The organism is Zoogloea sp., from assembly GCF_023150065.1.
Taxonomy (GTDB): domain Bacteria; phylum Pseudomonadota; class Gammaproteobacteria; order Burkholderiales; family Rhodocyclaceae; genus Zoogloea.
In genome coordinates this window covers 475,114-492,080 of the sequence record NZ_JAKLLN010000001.1, presented here as the reverse complement: position 1 = coordinate 492,080, position 16,967 = coordinate 475,114, and the positions used below count along the sequence as shown (strand labels likewise).

General features: G+C 67.9%; 14 protein-coding genes. 10 read left to right on the top strand and 4 right to left on the bottom strand.

The features are described 5' to 3' along the window. Positions 1–2 precede the first annotated feature (2 nt). The 7 genes from L6Q67_RS02345 to L6Q67_RS02315 all read left to right on the top strand — a co-directional run bounded on the left by L6Q67_RS02345 (position 3) and on the right by L6Q67_RS02315 (position 7,495). The gene (locus L6Q67_RS02345) at positions 3–1,157 is read left to right on the top strand and encodes a MalY/PatB family protein (RefSeq protein ID WP_296564642.1); all 1,155 of its coding nucleotides are present in this window, start codon (positions 3–5) and stop codon (positions 1,155–1,157) included. Positions 1,158–1,165: 8 nt separating this feature from the next. Then, on the top strand, positions 1,166–2,377 hold the full coding sequence (locus L6Q67_RS02340; protein ID WP_296564639.1) for an MFS transporter: 1,212 nt from the start codon (positions 1,166–1,168) through the stop codon (positions 2,375–2,377). An 87-nt stretch (positions 2,378–2,464) separates the two neighbouring features. Beyond that, positions 2,465–4,267 (top strand): NAD(P)H-dependent oxidoreductase subunit E, encoded by a 1,803-nt coding sequence (locus L6Q67_RS02335; RefSeq protein WP_296564636.1) that lies wholly within the window; start codon positions 2,465–2,467, stop codon positions 4,265–4,267. Further along, on the top strand, positions 4,264–4,977 hold the full coding sequence (locus tag L6Q67_RS02330) for a 2Fe-2S iron-sulfur cluster-binding protein (protein ID WP_296564633.1): 714 nt from the start codon (positions 4,264–4,266) through the stop codon (positions 4,975–4,977). Before L6Q67_RS02335 ends, L6Q67_RS02330 begins: the two co-directional genes overlap by 4 nt. Next, positions 4,974–5,522 (top strand): NADP oxidoreductase, encoded by a 549-nt coding sequence (locus L6Q67_RS02325; RefSeq protein ID WP_296564630.1) that lies wholly within the window; start codon positions 4,974–4,976, stop codon positions 5,520–5,522. The genes L6Q67_RS02330 and L6Q67_RS02325 overlap by 4 nt, the downstream gene beginning before the upstream one ends. Before the next feature lie 10 nt (positions 5,523–5,532). Next, a complete protein-coding gene (locus tag L6Q67_RS02320) occupies positions 5,533–6,999 on the top strand; it encodes a Ni/Fe hydrogenase subunit alpha (RefSeq protein ID WP_296564628.1) in 1,467 nt (488 codons plus the stop codon). Between the two features lie 4 nt (positions 7,000–7,003). Then, on the top strand, positions 7,004–7,495 hold the full coding sequence (locus L6Q67_RS02315) for a hydrogenase maturation protease (RefSeq protein WP_296564625.1): 492 nt from the start codon (positions 7,004–7,006) through the stop codon (positions 7,493–7,495). A 14-nt stretch (positions 7,496–7,509) separates the two neighbouring features. Here L6Q67_RS02315 and L6Q67_RS02310 read toward each other — a convergent pair whose 3' ends face one another. The 4 genes from L6Q67_RS02310 to L6Q67_RS02295 all read right to left on the bottom strand — a co-directional run bounded on the left by L6Q67_RS02310 (position 7,510) and on the right by L6Q67_RS02295 (position 11,024). Continuing rightward, positions 7,510–8,007: a hypothetical protein gene (locus L6Q67_RS02310; RefSeq protein WP_296564624.1), complete on the bottom strand. Its 498-nt coding sequence runs from the start codon at positions 8,005–8,007 to the stop codon at positions 7,510–7,512. A 502-nt stretch (positions 8,008–8,509) separates the two neighbouring features. Then, positions 8,510–9,133 carry a response regulator gene (locus L6Q67_RS02305; protein ID WP_296564622.1) on the bottom strand — a complete coding sequence of 208 codons (624 nt, stop codon included), beginning with the start codon at positions 9,131–9,133 and terminating at the stop codon, positions 8,510–8,512. A gap of 108 nt (positions 9,134–9,241) precedes the next feature. Then, positions 9,242–9,796 (bottom strand): single-stranded DNA-binding protein, encoded by a 555-nt coding sequence (gene ssb, locus L6Q67_RS02300; protein WP_296564620.1) that lies wholly within the window; start codon positions 9,794–9,796, stop codon positions 9,242–9,244. Between the two features lie 31 nt (positions 9,797–9,827). Further along, complete coding sequence (locus L6Q67_RS02295) at positions 9,828–11,024, bottom strand: MFS transporter (RefSeq protein ID WP_296564618.1); 1,197 nt, start codon at positions 11,022–11,024, stop codon at positions 9,828–9,830. Positions 11,025–11,090: 66 nt separating this feature from the next. On the opposite strand from L6Q67_RS02295, the gene uvrA reads away from it, so the two are divergent. The 3 genes from uvrA to L6Q67_RS02280 all read left to right on the top strand — a co-directional run bounded on the left by uvrA (position 11,091) and on the right by L6Q67_RS02280 (position 16,927). Beyond that, positions 11,091–13,958, top strand: a complete 2,868-nt coding sequence (gene uvrA, locus L6Q67_RS02290; RefSeq protein WP_296564615.1) for an excinuclease ABC subunit UvrA — start codon at positions 11,091–11,093, stop codon at positions 13,956–13,958. A 460-nt stretch (positions 13,959–14,418) separates the two neighbouring features. Continuing rightward, positions 14,419–15,021: a response regulator gene (locus L6Q67_RS02285; RefSeq protein WP_296564613.1), complete on the top strand. Its 603-nt coding sequence runs from the start codon at positions 14,419–14,421 to the stop codon at positions 15,019–15,021. Between the two features lie 145 nt (positions 15,022–15,166). Continuing rightward, positions 15,167–16,927, top strand: coding sequence for an EAL domain-containing protein (locus L6Q67_RS02280; protein ID WP_296564610.1), 1,761 nt, complete (start codon positions 15,167–15,169; stop codon positions 16,925–16,927). Positions 16,928–16,967 lie beyond the last annotated feature (40 nt).

Genomic DNA, 16,967 nt, shown 5'->3' with positions numbered 1-16,967 from the left:
CCTTGACGACCTTCGACTTCAGCACCGCCCCGGAACGCACCGGCTCCGACAGCATCAAGTGGCGCCGCTACGCCGGCCGCGACGTGATCCCCATGTGGGTCGCCGACATGGACTTTGCCGCACCGCCTCCGGTGCTGGAGGCCCTCCATGCGCGCATCGACCACGGCGTGTTCGGCTATGCCGACCCCTGGCCCTCGGTGCTCGAGGCAGTGGTCGAAGGCATCGCCCGGGACCACGCCTGGCGCATCCAGCCCGAATGGCTGGTGTGGCTGCCAGGGGTGGTCACCGGCTTCAACGTGGCGGTACGCGCCGTCGGCCAGCCCGGCGACGGCGTATTCACCGCCACGCCGGTGTCCCCCCCCTTCCTGCACGCCCCGGCCAATTTCGGACAGCGCCTGGTCACCACGCCCCTGGTGAACCGTGACCAGCGCTGGGAATGGGACTGGCCCGCCACGGAAGCCGCCTTGGCCGACGGGGTGCGCCTGTTCATGCTGTGCAACCCCCACAACCCGGTGGGCCGCGTCTTCAACCGGGACGAGCTGGGCCGCATCGCCGCCCTGGCCGAGCGCCACGACCTGGTCATCTGCTCCGACGAGATCCACTGCGGCCTGGTCCTCGACCCGGCCACGCCGCACATCCCCATCGCCGCCCTGGATGAAAGCGTCGCCCGCCGCAGCATCACCCTGATGGCCCCGTCCAAGACCTGGAACATCCCGGCCCTGTACTGCGCCTTCGCCATCATCCCCGACGCCGCCCTGCGCGCCCGCTACAAGCGCGCCATGGCCGGCATCGTGCCCCACGTCAATGTGCTGGGCCTCACCGCCACCGAAGTCGCCTACCGGGACGGCGGCCCCTGGCGTGAGGCCCTCATCGCCACCCTGCGCAGCAACGCCGCCCGGGTGGTCGAGGCCATCAACGCCCTGCCCGGCCTGTCCACCACGCCGGTGGAGGCCACCTACCTGGCCTGGATCGACTGCCGCGACTGGCTGGCTGCGAAGGGCATCGACAACGCCGCCCGGCACTTCGAGCAAGCCGGCGTGGGCCTCTCCGACGGCAAGGACTTCGGCCTGCCGGGCTTCGTGCGCCTCAACTTCGGCTGCCCGCCAGACCGCCTCGAAGAAGGCCTCGCCCGCATCCGCCGGGCAGTGGCAGGCTGACCCGCCGCTTGCAAACCACACTGCCCCGGGACTTCCGGCTCTACCTGCTGATCAGCGTCATGGGCGCCCTGGTCCACTTCGGCCAGGGCGTGGCCGTGGGCTGGTCGGTGTACGAACAGACCGGCACCTCCCTGGCGCTTGGACTGGTTGGTCTCGCCCAGTTTCTGCCGATCCTCGTCTTCTTCCTGCCGGCAGGCCATCTGGCCGACCGTTTCGAGCGGCGCAGCGTGATCGTCATCAGCCTGGCCCTCACCCTCAGCGCCACCCTGCTCCTGGCCAGCGCCGCCTGGCTGGATCTGGACGTAGCCTGGACCTACGGCGCCCTGGTCCTCTCCGGCTGCGCCCAGATCCTCAACCGGCCCGCCCGGGACGCCCTGATGCCCACCCTGGTTCCACCGACCCAGCTGACCCGGGCCATCGCCCTGGCCAGCTCCCTGCATCAAGTGGCCTCCATGGCGGCGCCGGCCCTGGCCGGCGTGGGCCTGGCGCTGTTTCACTCGGCCCTGCCCATCCACCTGGCCAACACCGTGTTCGCCCTTGTTTCCCTGGCCGCCACCCTGGCCATCCGCCAGCGCTCCCGTGGGCAGGCTCCGGCGCCAGGTGAGACGGGCCGCCTGGGCGCGATGCTGGCCGGCTTCACCCATATCCGCCACACCCGGCTTCTCCTCGCAGTGATGTCCATCGACCTGCTGGCGGTGCTCTTTGGCGGCGCGGTGGCCCTGCTGCCCGTTTACGCCAAGGACATCCTGCAGATCGGACCCGCGGGCCTGGGCATGCTCAGCACCGCCCCGGCCGTGGGCGCCGCCGTGGCCGGGCTGGCCATGGCGCGCTTCGGTGTCGCCCTGGATGGACGGCTGTTCCTGGGTGCGGTGGGCGGCTTCGGGCTGATGACCGTGCTCTTTGGCGCCTCCACCCACTTCATGCTGTCCATCGTAGCCCTGGCCCTGTTCGGCGGCCTCGACAGCATCAGCGTGGTGATCCGCCAGACGGTGATCCAGCAGGCCACGCCAGACATCCTCCGGGGCCGCGTCGCTGCGGTGAACCGGGTCTTCATCAGCTCGTCGAACGAGCTCGGCGCGTTGGAATCCGGCCTGCTGGCCGCAGCCGTGGGGCCCGTGGCCGCGGTGGTCGGCGGCGGCGTACTGACCGTGCTGGTGGTCGCTGCCAGCCCCCGCGTGTTTCCCGAGCTGCGCCGCTGGCGCCGCGCCGGGCAGGCCTGAGGGCCGCCAACGCCTTTTCTGATCCAGCGCAAACCCGGGGGGCTTGCCCGGCGCATACTTGCAGCGTCGTCCCTGCTGGAGAAGTCCGTGCATACGCAGCCGCCCGCCGCCCTCGATTCCATCCTGCATCAGCACGGCCATCAGCCGACCGAGCTGCTGCAGATCCTCATCGACGCCCAGGCCCTCGAGGGCTGGCTGCCAGCCCCAACCCTCACCGACATCGCCCGGGCGCTGCAACTGCCCCGGGCCCGGGTGGAAGGGGTCGCCGGCTTCTACAGTTTTCTCCACACCCGGCCGGCCGGACGCTACCGGGTTCTGTTCTCCGACAACATCACCGACCGCATGCTGGGCAACGCCGAGCTGATGGACGCCCTGTGCCGCAAGCTGTGGATCGAGCCCGGCAAGCTCTCCGAAGACGGTCTCGTCAGCATTGCCACCACGTCCTGCACCGGGCTGTGCGACCAGGGGCCCGCCATGCTGGTCAATGGCCGCGCCATCAGCCAGCTCACCCACCGGCGCATCAACGAGATCGCCGAACTGATCCGCCAGCAGCGCCCCCTCGACGCATGGCCGACCGAGTACTTTCACATCGACGACAACATCCGGCGCCGGGATACCCTCCTCAGCCTCACCATGAAGCCTGGCGAAGCCCTCGCCGCCGCCATCGCCCGCGGCCGCGACGGCTGGCTGGCCGAGATGCAGGCCTCCAACCTGCGCGGCCGGGGTGGCGCCGGCTTTGCCACCGCCGTCAAATGGGCCAGCGCCCGCAACGCCGCCGGCGACACCAAGGTGATCGTCTGCAACGCCGACGAGGGCGAACCCGGCACCTTCAAGGACCGGGTGCTGCTGAACAGCTTTGCCGACCTGGTCTTCGAGGGCATGACCCTGGCCGCCTGGGCCGTGGGCGCGTCGGAAGGCTTCCTCTACCTGCGCGGTGAATACCAGTACCTGCGCCCGCAGCTCGAGGCCGTGCTCGCCCGCCGCCGCGCTGCGCAGCTGCTGGGGGCCGACGTACTGGGCCAGACCGGCTTCGATTTCGACATCCGCATCCACCTGGGCGCCGGCGCCTATGTGTGCGGCGAGGAGTCCGCCCTCATCGAGTCCCTGGAGGGCAAGCGCGGCACGCCGCGCATCCGTCCGCCCTTCCCGGTCACCCACGGCTACCTGGGCCGTCCGACGGTGGTGAACAACGTCGAGACCCTGGCCAAGACCTGCCTCATCGCCCTCCACGGCGGCGAGGCCTTTGCCGCCACTGGCACCGCCCAGTCGGCCGGCACCAAGCTCCTGTCCATCTCCGGCGACTGCGCCGCACCCGGCATCTACGAATACCCCTTCGGCGTGTCCATCGCCCGGGTGCTGGAGGACTGCGGCGCCAGCGACACCCAGGCCGTGCAGGTGGGTGGCGCCTCCGGCATGTGCCTGGCGGCCTACGAGTTCCAGCGCCGCATCGCCTACGAAGACGTACCCACGGCGGGCGCCTTCATGATCTTCGACGGCACCCGCGACCTCTTCGAGGTGGCGCGCAGCTTCGTGCATTTCTTCGCCCACGAGAGCTGCGGCTTCTGCACCCCGTGCCGGGTCGGCACCGCGCTGCTCAAGGGTTTCATGGACAAGCTGGCCGACGGACACGGCGCCCAGGCCGACCTGGCCGACATCGACTGGCTCGACCGCCTGCTCAAGAACGCCAGCCACTGCGGCCTGGGCAGCGCCGCCCCCAACCCGGTGATCGACACCCTGCAGAAGTTCCGCCCCGCCTACGAGCGCCGCCTGGTGTCCCTGGACTTCGAGCCCGCCTTCGACCTGGACGCCGCCCTGGCCGAAGCCCGCCAGCTCACCACCCGGGATGACCCGGGCGCACATCTGCAGACCCACGAGGAGGACACACCATGACCAGGCAGTTCCTCCTCGACGGCCAGCCCGTGCCCTTCGAGGACGGCCAGAGCATCCTCGAAGCCGCCCGCCAGGCCGGCCACTACATTCCCAGCCTGTGCTGGCACAAGGATTTTCCCGCCCACGGGAGTTGCAAGCTGTGCATCGTCAAGGCCGCCGGTCGCCATGTGTCGGCCTGCGCCACCCCGGCCAGGGAAGGCTGGGAGGTGGAGAGCAATACCCCCGAAATGAACGGCGAGCGCCGCGGCCTGCTGCAGATGCTCTTCGTCGAGGGCAACCACTTCTGCCCATCCTGCGAGAAGAGCGGCAACTGCGAGCTGCAGGCCCTGGGCTACGAGTACGAAATGCTCAGCCCGCGCTTCCGCCACTTCTACCCCGAGCGCCCGGTGGACGCCTCCCACCCGGACGTGCTGCTGGACTTCAACCGCTGCATCTTCTGCGAGCTGTGCGTGCGCGCCAGCCGCGACGTGGATGGCAAGGCGGTGTTCGCCCTCACCGGCCGGGGCATCGACAAGCATCTGGTGGTCAATGCGGAATCGGGCCGGCTGGCCGACACGGACTTCAGCAAGGACGATCTGGCCGCCCACATCTGCCCGGTGGGGGTGATCCTGCACAAGGGCCCCGGCTTTGCCGTACCCATCGGCGAACGGGACTACGACCGGGAGAGCATCCGCCAGAAGAAGCTCAGGGACGAGGAGGCCTCGTCATGAGCACGCCGCCGCGCAAGCTGCGCATCGCCACCACCTCCCTGGCAGGCTGCTTCGGCTGCCACATGTCCTTTCTCGACATCGACGAGCACCTCTTCGAACTGGTGGAGCTGGTGGAGTTCGACCGCTCGCCCCTCACCGACATCAAGGAGGTGGGGCCCTGCGACATCGGCCTCATCGAGGGTGGCGTGTGCAACGCCGAAAACGTGCACGTGCTGCGCGCCTTCCGCCGCAACTGCAAGACCCTGATCGCCCTGGGCGCCTGTGCCGTCAACGGCGGCCTGCCGGCCCAGCGCAACCACCTGCCTCTGTCGGAATGCCTGCGCGAGGTCTATCAGTTTCGCCCCGGCATCGCCAACGGCCAGATCCCCAACGACCCGGAACTGCCCCTGCCCCTGGACAAGGTGCGACCCATCCACGAGGTGGTGCGGGTCGACTACTTCCTGCCCGGCTGCCCGCCTTCCGGCCCAGCCATCTGGAAGTTCCTCACCGACCTGATCGCCGGCCGCACCCCGCGCCTCAGCGGCGGTCTGCTGCACTACGACTGAGGTTCGCCCCATGAGCTTCGAACTGGAAACCGCAGCCAACCGCGAAACCCTACGCCGGGTGGCCATCGACCCCGTGTCACGGGTGGAGGGCCACGGCAAGGTCACCCTGCTGCTCGACGAGGCCGGCCACGTCAAGGAAGCACGGCTGCACATCGTCGAATTCCGCGGCTTCGAGAAATTCATCCAGGGCCGGCCCTACTGGGAGGTGCCGGTGATGGTGCAGCGCCTGTGCGGCATCTGCCCGGTGAGCCACCATCTGGCGGCCGCCAAGGCCCTCGACCCGGTGGTCGGCGCCCTGCGCATCACCCCCACCGCCGAGAAGATCCGCCGCCTGATGCACTACGGGCAGATCCTCCAGTCCCACGCCCTGCACTTCTTCCACCTGTCGTCTCCCGACCTGCTCTTTGGCTTCGAGTCGCCTGTCCAGCAGCGCAACATCGTCGGCGTGGCGGCGACTCATCCGGAGGTGGCACGGCAGGGGGTGCTGCTGCGCAAGTTCGGCCAGGAGGTGATCCGCATCACCGCCGGCAAGCGGGTGCACGGCACCGGCGCGGTGCCGGGTGGCGTCAACAAGTCACTGACGGCCGCCGAACGCGACGAACTGCTGGCGGACGCCGACCAGATGATTGCCTGGAGCCGCAATGCGGTGCACCTGGCCCGCCGCCTGCATGAAAGCGAGCGCGCCCTGTACGACGAATTCGGCCTGTTCCGCAGCCACCTGTTCAGCCTGGTGCGGGCCGACGGCGCCATGGATCTGTATGACGGCCACCTGCGCCTGCGCGACGCCCGCGGCCACATCGTCAGGGACGCCATCCCCTGCGCCGACTACGAGCAACACATCGTCGAGGAGGTGAAGCCCTGGAGCTACATGAAGTTCCCCTTCATGCAGGATCTCGGGCCTGAAAAGGGCTGGTACAAGGTGGGGCCCCTGGCCCGGGTGCAGAATTGCGATTTCATCCCCAGCCCCCTTGCCGAGATCGAGCGCCAGGCCTTCATCGCCCACGGCGAGGGCGAGCCGGTGCACGCCCCCCTGGCCTACCACTGGGCGCGCATGATCGAGATGCTCCACGCCGCCGAGGTGATCCGCAGCCTGCTCGACGACCCGGACCTGCTCTCGGACCAGCGGATGAGCGAGGGCACCCGGGGCCGCGAAGGGGTGGGCATCATCGAAGCCCCCCGGGGCACCCTGATCCACCACTACCGGGTGGGCGAGGACGACCTGGTGAGCTACTGCAACCTCATCGTGTCCACCACCCACAACAACCAGGCCATGAACGAGGCCGTGCGCCAGGTGGCGCGTCGCTACCTCGACGGTCGCCAGCTCACCGAGGGGCTGCTCAACCATATCGAAGTGGCCATCCGGGCCTTCGACCCCTGCCTCTCCTGCGCCACCCACGCCCTGGGCAAGATGCCCCTGGCCGTGGAGTTGCTGGCCGCCGATGGCAGCCTGGCAGACCGAGCGGTGACGGGAAGCTGAAGCCGTGTCTGTGGTGATCTTCGCCCTTGGCAACCCGTCACGGGGCGACGACGCCCTGGGCCCGCTGCTGATGGCGGAGCTGGAAAGACAGGACTGGCCCGGCGTCACACTGGTGACCGACTTCCAGTTGCAGATCGAACACGCCCTGGATCTGGGCGGCCATGAGCTGGCCCTGTTCATCGACGCCGGCACCGGCACGCCCGCCCCCTTTGCCTTCTACGAAACGGCCCCCGCCGCCGACACGTCGATCTCCAGCCACGCCCTGAGCCCCGCAGCAGTATTGCAAGTCTGCGCAAAGCTCCGGCAGACCACGCCGCCGGCCTTCGTGCTGTGCATCCGCGGTGAGCGTTTCGAACTGGGTGAGGCGCTCAGCGAGGAAGCGCAGGGGCATCTCACCGCTGCCCGCCGGCAGGTGGCGGCCTGTCTGGCCACGCCTGAGGCAACACGCTGGCGTCAGTGGCAAACCCACGCCGGTGTGCACCGGACGCCGCCCTGAGCGCAGCCTGCGACTTATTTTTCCGGCGCGGAAGCCCGCCGGGCGGCGTACTCCTTGACCAGGATGGAGATGGCATGACTCGCCGACTCCGGCAGGCGAACCCCGCCACGCAATTGGGCCACCAGGACCTGGGAGGGCTGCCCCCTCTCCGCGACCCTGCTGCGCACCAACAGCAGCTGGTCACAGGGTAGATCGTGCCAGGCCGGTGAGCGGGCATCGATACCGATGCTCACCGCATCCTCCCGGGAGGCCAGCCAGATGCGCAGCTCATCACTGAACGAGGCGCAGGGCACAACCCGCTCCGACTCCCCGCACCGGCCAAACCCACTGACCCAGACCAGCTCCTCGTGGATGTGCTCCCCGTCCGGACTGAGCTGGCCGATGGCAATCCGCTCCGCATCCAGGGCGCGCAGCAACTGGCGCAAGGCCCTCAGGGTGGCAAAACGGACATCATCCAGATGCCGAACCAGGGCCGCTCCCGTGATGGCGGCTTCAGAAACGGGATCTCCCACGTAATCATCTCCAAGGGGCTGACCAAATTGCCGTCCCACCCTCGAAAGGGATTCCTGCTCGAGCTTACACAACATGACTCTGGCCCTCGGGCGTACTACAACGCAGACGCAGTGGCGGGCGCACTTTGCCGGCAACGCACATAGGCAGCTGCTGCAAAATACACAAATTGACAGTTATTGATAAATTCTATAACAAATTCAGATTCCGCATGACATATTGCTGAATCGATATTTTTACTGAATTTAGCTCATATCCCCACTGCAAACCTGCGAAAAAATGCCCAGGGAATTCACGAAAATTTATGTAAATCCGTGGAATCCAGATCGGTGAAGCGCGGCATAGGAGGAAAAAGGTGTGAGGAGAGCAGAAACGCGCCCCTTCGCGAACGCCCCTCCGACAAGGCGACAGGCGTGAGGAATCGCTCCGGGAACAGGGAGGAGAGGGGGAAGACGGGAACGGAAGTCCGGCGGAGAGCCGGATCAGCGGCCTGCCGAGGCAGGCTCAGACAGCCCGGCCGCGACGCTGCATGGCCATGATCTTGGCCTGGACGTAACCCTTGAGTTCGCGGAACGGCACCGGCTTGCTGTAGAAGATCACATCGTTCGGCAAGCCGCCGTTCTCGACAATCTCGTCTTCAGTCAGCCCGCTCACCACCACGATGTCCAGATCCTGCAGCTGCGGGTCGGCCCGCAGACGGCGGATGACCTCGAAACCGTCGATACCAGGCATGCGCAGGTCGGTAATCAGCAGATCCGGGGGAAAACGGCCGATCTCGAGAAGACCGTCAATGCCGCTGGACACCATCCGCACCTGCAGGGGCAGGGTCCAGCTGGTGAAGGTGTGCTCATAGAGCTTCTGGAGGATGCGGTCATCCTCGGCCACCAGCACCTGCAGGGCACCAGCCGCAGGGCGCACCGTGTTCTGCCCGCTGCCCGACATGGAACGGGCCCGGAACTCCTCGATGGAGCTGACGCGGATCCGCCTGTGACCCCCGGCAGTTTTCCAGCCTTCCAACTGGCCGTTCTCGACCATTTGCTGGACGGTCCCCAAGGAAAGGCCCAGGCGCTGGGCGGCTTCTGAGGTACTGCAATATTCCTTTTCAGGAGATTCGGGCGTGGCGGCCATTTCGATAGGGCATAAAGAACGTCGGTATTTGACGATGTTACCAGTTAAGCCAGGGATATCGGGGAGCAGACTTGCCCCCGACGATGCCCGACGAAACCTGACAATACATCAAAAAGGGATATCATCGTCAAAATCACCAAAACCACCAGAGGCCGGCTTTTTGGGGGCCGGAGCGCTGGCCGGCGCCGGGGCTCCACCACCGTAGCCGGAATCACGGCCGCCACCGTAGCCACCGCCATCACGCCCGCCGCTGTCCCGGGAGCCACCGGAAGCGCCGCCACCGAAGCCACCTTCGTTACGGGACGGCGCATCGGAGCCGCCCATGCCCTGACGGCTGCCGAGCATCTTCATCTCGTCGGCGCGGATCTCGGTGGTGTAGCGGTCCTGACCGTCCTTGTCCTGCCACTTGCGGGTGCGCAGGGAGCCTTCCACATACACTGCACTGCCCTTGCGGAGGTATTGCCCGGCGATCTCGGCGAGCTTGCCGAAGAACGCCACCCGGTGCCACTCGGTGGCCTCGCGCTTCTCGCCGCTGGCCTTGTCGCGCCAGGTGTCGGTAGTGGCCAGGGTGATGTTGCAGATCGCGTCACCACTGGGGGCGTAGCGGGTTTCCGGGTCCTTGCCCAGGTTGCCGATAAGAATCACCTTGTTGACCGAAGCCATATGTCTCTCCTGAAAAATTCGTGGGGGCGGTTCAGGCGGCAGCCGGACGCCGCATGGGCGGCGGCACCATGCCCGAGGCGAGGATCAGCCACGCCAGGGCCAGACCGACGCCCAGCAGGGACACCGCGCCGGCGCCCACATGCTGGGCCAGCCAGCCGCCCAGGGCTCCGCCCAGAAACAGCCCGATGGACTGCAATGTGTTGTAGATGCCCAGGGCCGTGCCCTTGGCGTGGGGCGGCGCGATCCGCGAGATCCACGAGGGCTGGGTGGCCTCAAGCACGTTGAAGGCGATGAAGAACAGGGTCAGCAGGATGGCCAGTGGCCACAAGCCGGTGCCACCCGACAGGTACAGCCCGGCCTGAACCACAAGCAGCAGGGCGATGGCCGAATTGAAGACCTTCTTCATGGCCCCCTTCTTCTCGGCCATGATGATAGCCGGCACCATCACCACAAAGGACAGCAGTACGGCGGGCAGATAGACCTTCCAGTGCTCGGCCATCGGCAGGCCGGCGGCCACCAGGCCGGCCGGCACCAGCACCCACATGGCGGTCTGCATGAGATGCAGGGCGAACACACCGAAGTTGAGGCGCATCAGCTGGCCATCGGCAAGCACCTCGGCGAAGCGCCCGGTGGCCCGGGGCACCGGCGGCGCGGCAGGCACGATGAAGAGCACGGTGAATACGGCCCCGACAGCCAGCGCGGCGGTCAGCCAGAACAGGCCGTCCATGCCGATCAGGGCGTACAGCAGGGGTGCGGCCACCATCGACAGCGCAAATACCAGGCCGATGGACGAGCCGATCATGGCCATCACCTTGGTGCGGTGCTGGTCGCGGGTGAGGTCGGCCGCCAGGGCCGTGACCGCCGCCGAGATGGCCCCGGCGCCCTGCAGCACCCGGCCGATGATGACCGTTTGGACGTCCTGGGCAAGGGCTGCAACGGCGCTGCCGATAATGAACAGCAGCAGCCCGAAGACGATCACCGGCTTGCGCCCGAAGCGGTCGGAGGCGGCACCGAAGGGGATCTGCAGGAAAGCCTGGGTGAGCCCGTAGGCACCGATGGCCATGCCGACCATCGCCACGTTGTCGCCGCCGGGCATGCCATGGGCGTGCACCGCGAAGACGGGCAGGATGAGGAACAAGCCGAGCATGCGCAGGGCAAAGATCGCGGCCAGCGAAATACCGGCGCGACGCTCGGCCGGGCTCATCTTGTCGTTGTTGGGAGAAGCCATCAAACGTGCTGCGTGGGGAGGGGCAAGAGGCGTATATTAACAGGTTGCCCCCACCCCGAACGCAGCATGGACGCCATCCGAATCCGCGGTGCCCGCACCCACAACCTGAAGAACATCGCGCTCGACATTCCGCGCAACAAGCTCACGGTGATCACCGGCCTGTCCGGCTCTGGCAAGAGCTCGCTGGCCTTCGACACCCTCTACGCCGAGGGCCAGCGCCGCTATGTGGAAAGCCTGTCGGCCTACGCGCGGCAGTTCCTGCAGCTGATGGAGAAGCCGGACGTGGATCTGATCGAGGGTCTGTCGCCGGCCATCTCCATCGAGCAGAAGGCCACCAGCCACAACCCGCGCTCCACGGTGGGCACCGTCACCGAGATCCACGACTACCTGCGCCTGCTCTACGCCCGCGCCGGCACGCCCCACTGCCCCGACCACCCGGAGCACGCCCTGGAGGCCCAGAGCATCTCCCAGATGGTGGACGCGGTGCTGGCCCTGCCCGAAGAGACCAAGCTGATGATCGTCGCGCCGGTGGTCAGCGGCCGCAAGGGCGAGCAGGCCGACCTGTTTGTCGAACTGCGCGCCCAGGGCTTCGTGCGGGTGCGGGTGGACGGGGTCGTCCATGAGCTCGACAACCTGCCAGCCCTCGACAAGGCCAAGCGCCACACCATCGAGGTGGTGGTGGACCGCCTGAAAGTACGCCAGGACCTGCGCGGCCGCATCGCCGAATCCTTCGAAACCGCCCTCACCCATGCCGAGGGGCGGGCCATCGCCGTCGAGATGGACAGCGGCACCGAGCACCTTTTCTCGGCCAAGTTTGCCTGCCCGGTGTGCAGCTTCGCCCTGGCCGAACTCGAACCGCGCCTGTTCTCCTTCAACAACCCCATGGGCGCCTGCCCCAAGTGCGACGGCCTCGGCCATGTGGACTTCTTCGACCCCGCCCGGGTCGTCGCCCACCCCGAGCTGTCCCTGGCATCCGGCGCCATCCGCGGCTGGGACCGGCGCAACCAGTTCTACTTCCAGCTCCTCGCCAGCCTCGCCAGCCACTACGGTTTCGATATCGAAACCCCCTGGGAGGAATTGCCGGAGCGCACCCGGGAAGTGGTGCTGCACGGCTCCGGCAAGGACAAGATCGCCTTCCGCTACCTGTCAGACGGCGGCAAGGCGGTGCTCAAGGAGCACGCCTTCGAGGGCATCATTCCCAACCTGGAGCGGCGCTTCAAGGAGACCGACTCCATCGCCGTGCGCGAGGAGCTGGCCAAGTACCGGGCCAACCAGCCCTGCCCCGCCTGCCACGGCACCCGCCTGCGCACCGAGGCGCGCTTCGTGCTGATCGGCGAGCGCAACCTTTCCGAGGTCAGCCGCCTGCCCCTGGGCCAGTGCAAGGGCTTCTTCGACGGGCTCAGCCTCACTGGCCAGCGCGCCCAGGTGGCCGACAAGATCGTCTCCGAGATCTCCGCGCGCCTGCAGTTTCTGATCAATGTGGGCCTGGACTACCTTTCCCTCGACCGCTCCGCCGACACCCTGTCCGGCGGCGAGGCCCAGCGCATCCGCCTGGCCAGCCAGATCGGCTCCGGCCTCACCGGCGTCATGTACGTGCTCGACGAGCCCTCCATCGGCCTGCATCAGCGCGACAACGACCGGCTGCTGGAAACCCTGCGCCGCCTGCGCGACATGGGCAACACCGTTATCGTCGTCGAGCACGACGAGGACGCCATCCGCATGGCCGACTACGTGGTGGACATGGGCCCCGGTGCCGGCGAGCACGGCGGCCAGGTGATCGCCGAGGGCAAACCGGAAGACGTGGCGGCCCACCCCGACTCCCTCACCGGCGCTTATCTGTCGGGCACCCGCAGCATCGCAGTGCCGGCCACCCGGCACCGCCCCGACCCCGAGCGCGTGCTGCGCATCAACGGCGCCACCGGCAACAATCTGCGCGACGCCAGCATCGACATCCCCGTCGGCCTGCTCACCTGTGTGACAGGTGTCTCCGGCTCGGGCAAGAGCACCCTGATCAACGACACCCTGTATGCCCACGTGGCCCGCCACGTAAACGGCAGCAGCATCGAAGCCGCCCCCTGCGCCGGCATCGAGGGGCTGGACCACTTCGACAAGGTCATCAACGTCGACCAGAGCCCCATCGGCCGCACCCCGCGCTCCAACCCCGCCACCTACACCGGCCTGCTCACCCCCATCCGCGACCTGTTCTCCGGTGTGCCCGAAGCCAAGGCCCGCGGCTACGGCCCCGGCCGCTTCAGCTTCAACGTCAAGGGCGGGCGCTGCGAGGCCTGCCAGGGTGACGGCATGATCAAGGTGGAGATGCACTTCCTGCCCGACATGTACGTGCCCTGCGACGTCTGCCACGGCAAGCGCTACAACCGCGAAACCCTGGAGATCCGCTACAAGGGCAAGACCATCTACGAAGTGCTCGAGATGACTGTCGAGCAGGCTCTGGAATTCTTCAGCGCCGTGCCCATCGTCGCCCGCAAGCTCGAGACCCTGATGCAGGTCGGCCTGGGCTACATCCGCCTCGGCCAGAGCGCCACCACCCTGTCGGGCGGCGAGGCCCAGCGCGTCAAGCTGGCCCTGGAGCTCTCCAAGCGCGACACCGGCCGCACCCTCTACATCCTCGACGAACCCACCACCGGCCTGCACTTCGCCGACATCGAACTGCTCCTGTCGGTGCTCCACCGCCTGCGCGACCACGGCAACACCATCGTCGTCATCGAGCACAACCTCGACGTGATCAAGACCGCCGACTGGCTCATCGACATGGGCCCCGAGGGCGGCGATGGCGGCGGCACGGTGGTCGGCGCCGGTTCTCCGGAAGACCTGGCCGTCAATTCCGCCAGCCACACCGGGCGCTACCTGGCCAGGCTGCTGGCCCCCCACGAACATATCCTGACCGCCTCCCATGGTCCGGGCGTCGATCCTTAAGGGACATCTCCCCCCAGGTGCCCGCGAGCCCGGACTATGGGGTATCATGACTTTAAGTAAATTGATATCCCGGCCCAGGGCGCCCGCCCGGGAATGCCGATAGAAACACATACCGGAACATTTCATCTGGCGCCTCGCCCCCGCGCCGACGATGTCAAACCGCATCGCAGGCAACACATGGGATCACGTAGTTCGGGGGCACCTCCTCAGGCAGCACTCTCCCCGCCCGCAGGGCAAAGCATCACCCCGCCGACCGGCGCGGGTACCCGCCTGAATCTCCCGGTCATCCGGCCCCAGCGCCGCCCTCTCAAGGAGCGGGCCGCGGACTCAGGCATACCGGCACTCAGCCCCACGTCTGCCTGCCCCCCACCGAGCCGCTCATCCGGCCGGACGCCCCGAACCCGACAGGCGCTGCACGCCCCCGCAGCCCATCCGGCCCGGCCATTCCAAGAGCCCCGCCATGAGCCCTGACACCACCGCCCATCGCGCCCGCATCCTTCTGATCGAGGACGATCAGCAGTTCGCCGCCTCCCTCGGTCTCAGCCTCGAAGCCGCCGGCTACGAGGTCATCACCGCCAGCCGCGCCGAAGAAGCCCTCGCCCTGCTCGACCGGCTCAGCTTCCAGCTCGCCATCCTCGACGAAAAGCTGCCCTGCTCCGCGCGGCTGGAGCTCGCTCCGCTGCTGCGCGAACAGTTCCGGCTACCCTTCATCATGCTCACCAGCTGCCAGCGCGAATCCTGCGTCGAGCGTGCCATCGTCGAAGGCGCACTGGCCTACGCCATCAAGCCGGTGGACACCCAGCAGGTGCCGCCGATGATCGCCACCGCACTGGCGCGGGGGTCCGACATCGAAGCCCTGCGCGACACCCGTGACCAGCTCCAGAACGCCCTGAACCAGGAGCGCGACATCAGCGTCGCCACCGGCATGGTCATGGCCCTGCTCGACCTGGAGCAGACCGCGGCCTTCGAATTCCTGCGTGGCCAGGCCCGCTCCAGCCGACGCAAGCTCGGCGAAGTGGCCCGCGAGCTGATCGCCAGTCGGGGCGTCGCGCTAAAGACATAGGCATCGCCACCGTAAACCAGGCATGTTTCACCGCCGCGTGCCGCGGCGACTGTACAACGGGCCCCGCCCCCGCCCCAGACTGACTGCAGCCGACCGCCCACCGCGCCCATCGCCCCGGGCGGTCCGACATTCCACGCGGGGCACCATGACTGCCAGTTCCCACCTCCGGCCGGAAACCGAGCCTTCCCCCGGCGAGACCATCAGCGTTGCCGAGGCCACCTACCTCAACCGCGACGCCAACCCCGTCATCCAGATCCTGGTCCGGGCCGTCGAGCAGACCGACGACGCCATCATGATCACCCGCGCCGACGGCATCATCGAATACGTCAACCCGGGCTTCGAGCGCATCACCGGCTACCGCGCCGGCGAGATCGTCGGCCGCAGCCCGTCCGTGCTCGCCTCCGGCATGCACCCGCCGGCCTTCTACAGCGAGCTGTGGCACACCATCGGGCGGGGGGAGTCCTTCCGCAGCGTGTTCACCAACCGGCGCAGCAGCGGCGAGCTGTACTACGAAGAAAAGACCATCAGCCCCATCCGCGGCTCCGACGCAACGATCAGCCACTTCGTCGCCACCGGCAAGGACGTCACCGCCCGCATCGCCGCCGAGCGCCGCCTCGAATACCTGGCCAACTACGACGCCCTCACCGGCCTGCCCAACCGCAGCCTGCTCCACGACCGCCTCACCCAGGCCATCCAGCGTGCCCACCGCCAGAGCAAGGCGGTGGCCGTGCAGTTTGTGGACCTGGACCGCTTCAAGCTCATCAACGACACCCTCGGCCACAACATCGGCGACCGGGTGCTCATCGAAGCCGCCAGCCGCCTGCGCCAGTGCCTGCGCGCCACCGACACCGTGGCCCGCCTGGGGGGCGACGAGTTCATCCTGATCCAGGAAGACGTGGACCACCCCGACATGGTCGAGCAGGTGGCCCGCAAGGTCCTCGAGGCCTTCGCCCCACGCTTCCTGGTCGCGCCGCCCCAGGGCCTCTTCGTCAGCGTCAGCATCGGCCTGGCCCTCTACCCCGTGGACGGCCTCACCCCGGACGAACTCCTGATGCGCGCCGACCTGGCCATGTACCGGGCCAAGGAGGCCGGCCGCAACAGCTTCCGTTTCTTCGAAGCCGCCATGGACGCCAGTGCCATGCGCACCCTGACCCTCGAAGTCGCCATCCGCGGCGCCCTCGAAAACGGGGAGTTCGCCGTCGCCTACCAACCCATCATCGACACCCACACCCAGCGCCCCGTCGCCATCGAAGCCCTGCTGCGCTGGCACTCCCCCATCCACGGCACGGTGCCGCCGGACCACTTCATCCCCCTGCTCGAAGAGAACGGCCTGATCGTCCCGGTGTCCCGCTGGGCCCTGCGCGAAGCCCTGCGCCAGACACGCCGCCTGCAGCGCGCCGGCCAGCCCGGCCTGCGCCTCGCCTTCAACCTGTCGAGCCGCCAGTTCCGCGACGTGGGCCTGCTCCAGGATGTCACCGCCGCCCTCGACGAAACCGACTTCGACCCCCGCCTGCTCGAACTCGAGCTCACCGAGAGCGCCCTCATGGACAACCCGGAGGCCTCCGCCGCGGTGCTCGAAACCCTGCGCGCCCGGGGCATCCGCGTGGCGGTGGACGACTTCGGCACCGGCTATTCGTCCCTCGCCTACCTGATGCGCTTTCCGGTGCGCACCCTCAAGATCGACCGCAGCTTCGTCCATGAAATGGAGCGCAGCCGGGAAGCGGCCACCATCGTCCGGGCCATCACCTCCCTGGCCCGCAGCCTCGGCCTCGACGTGGTCGGCGAAGGCGTCGAGAACGTCGCCCAGCTCGCCCTGCTGCAGGAGCTGGGCTGCCACCACATCCAGGGCTTCCTGTTCAGCCGCCCCGTCCCCGCCGCAGAACTCGCCCGCAGCTTTCCCGCCTGAGCGGCGCACAGCAGTGGCGCGGCGTCCAGTACACTGGGCG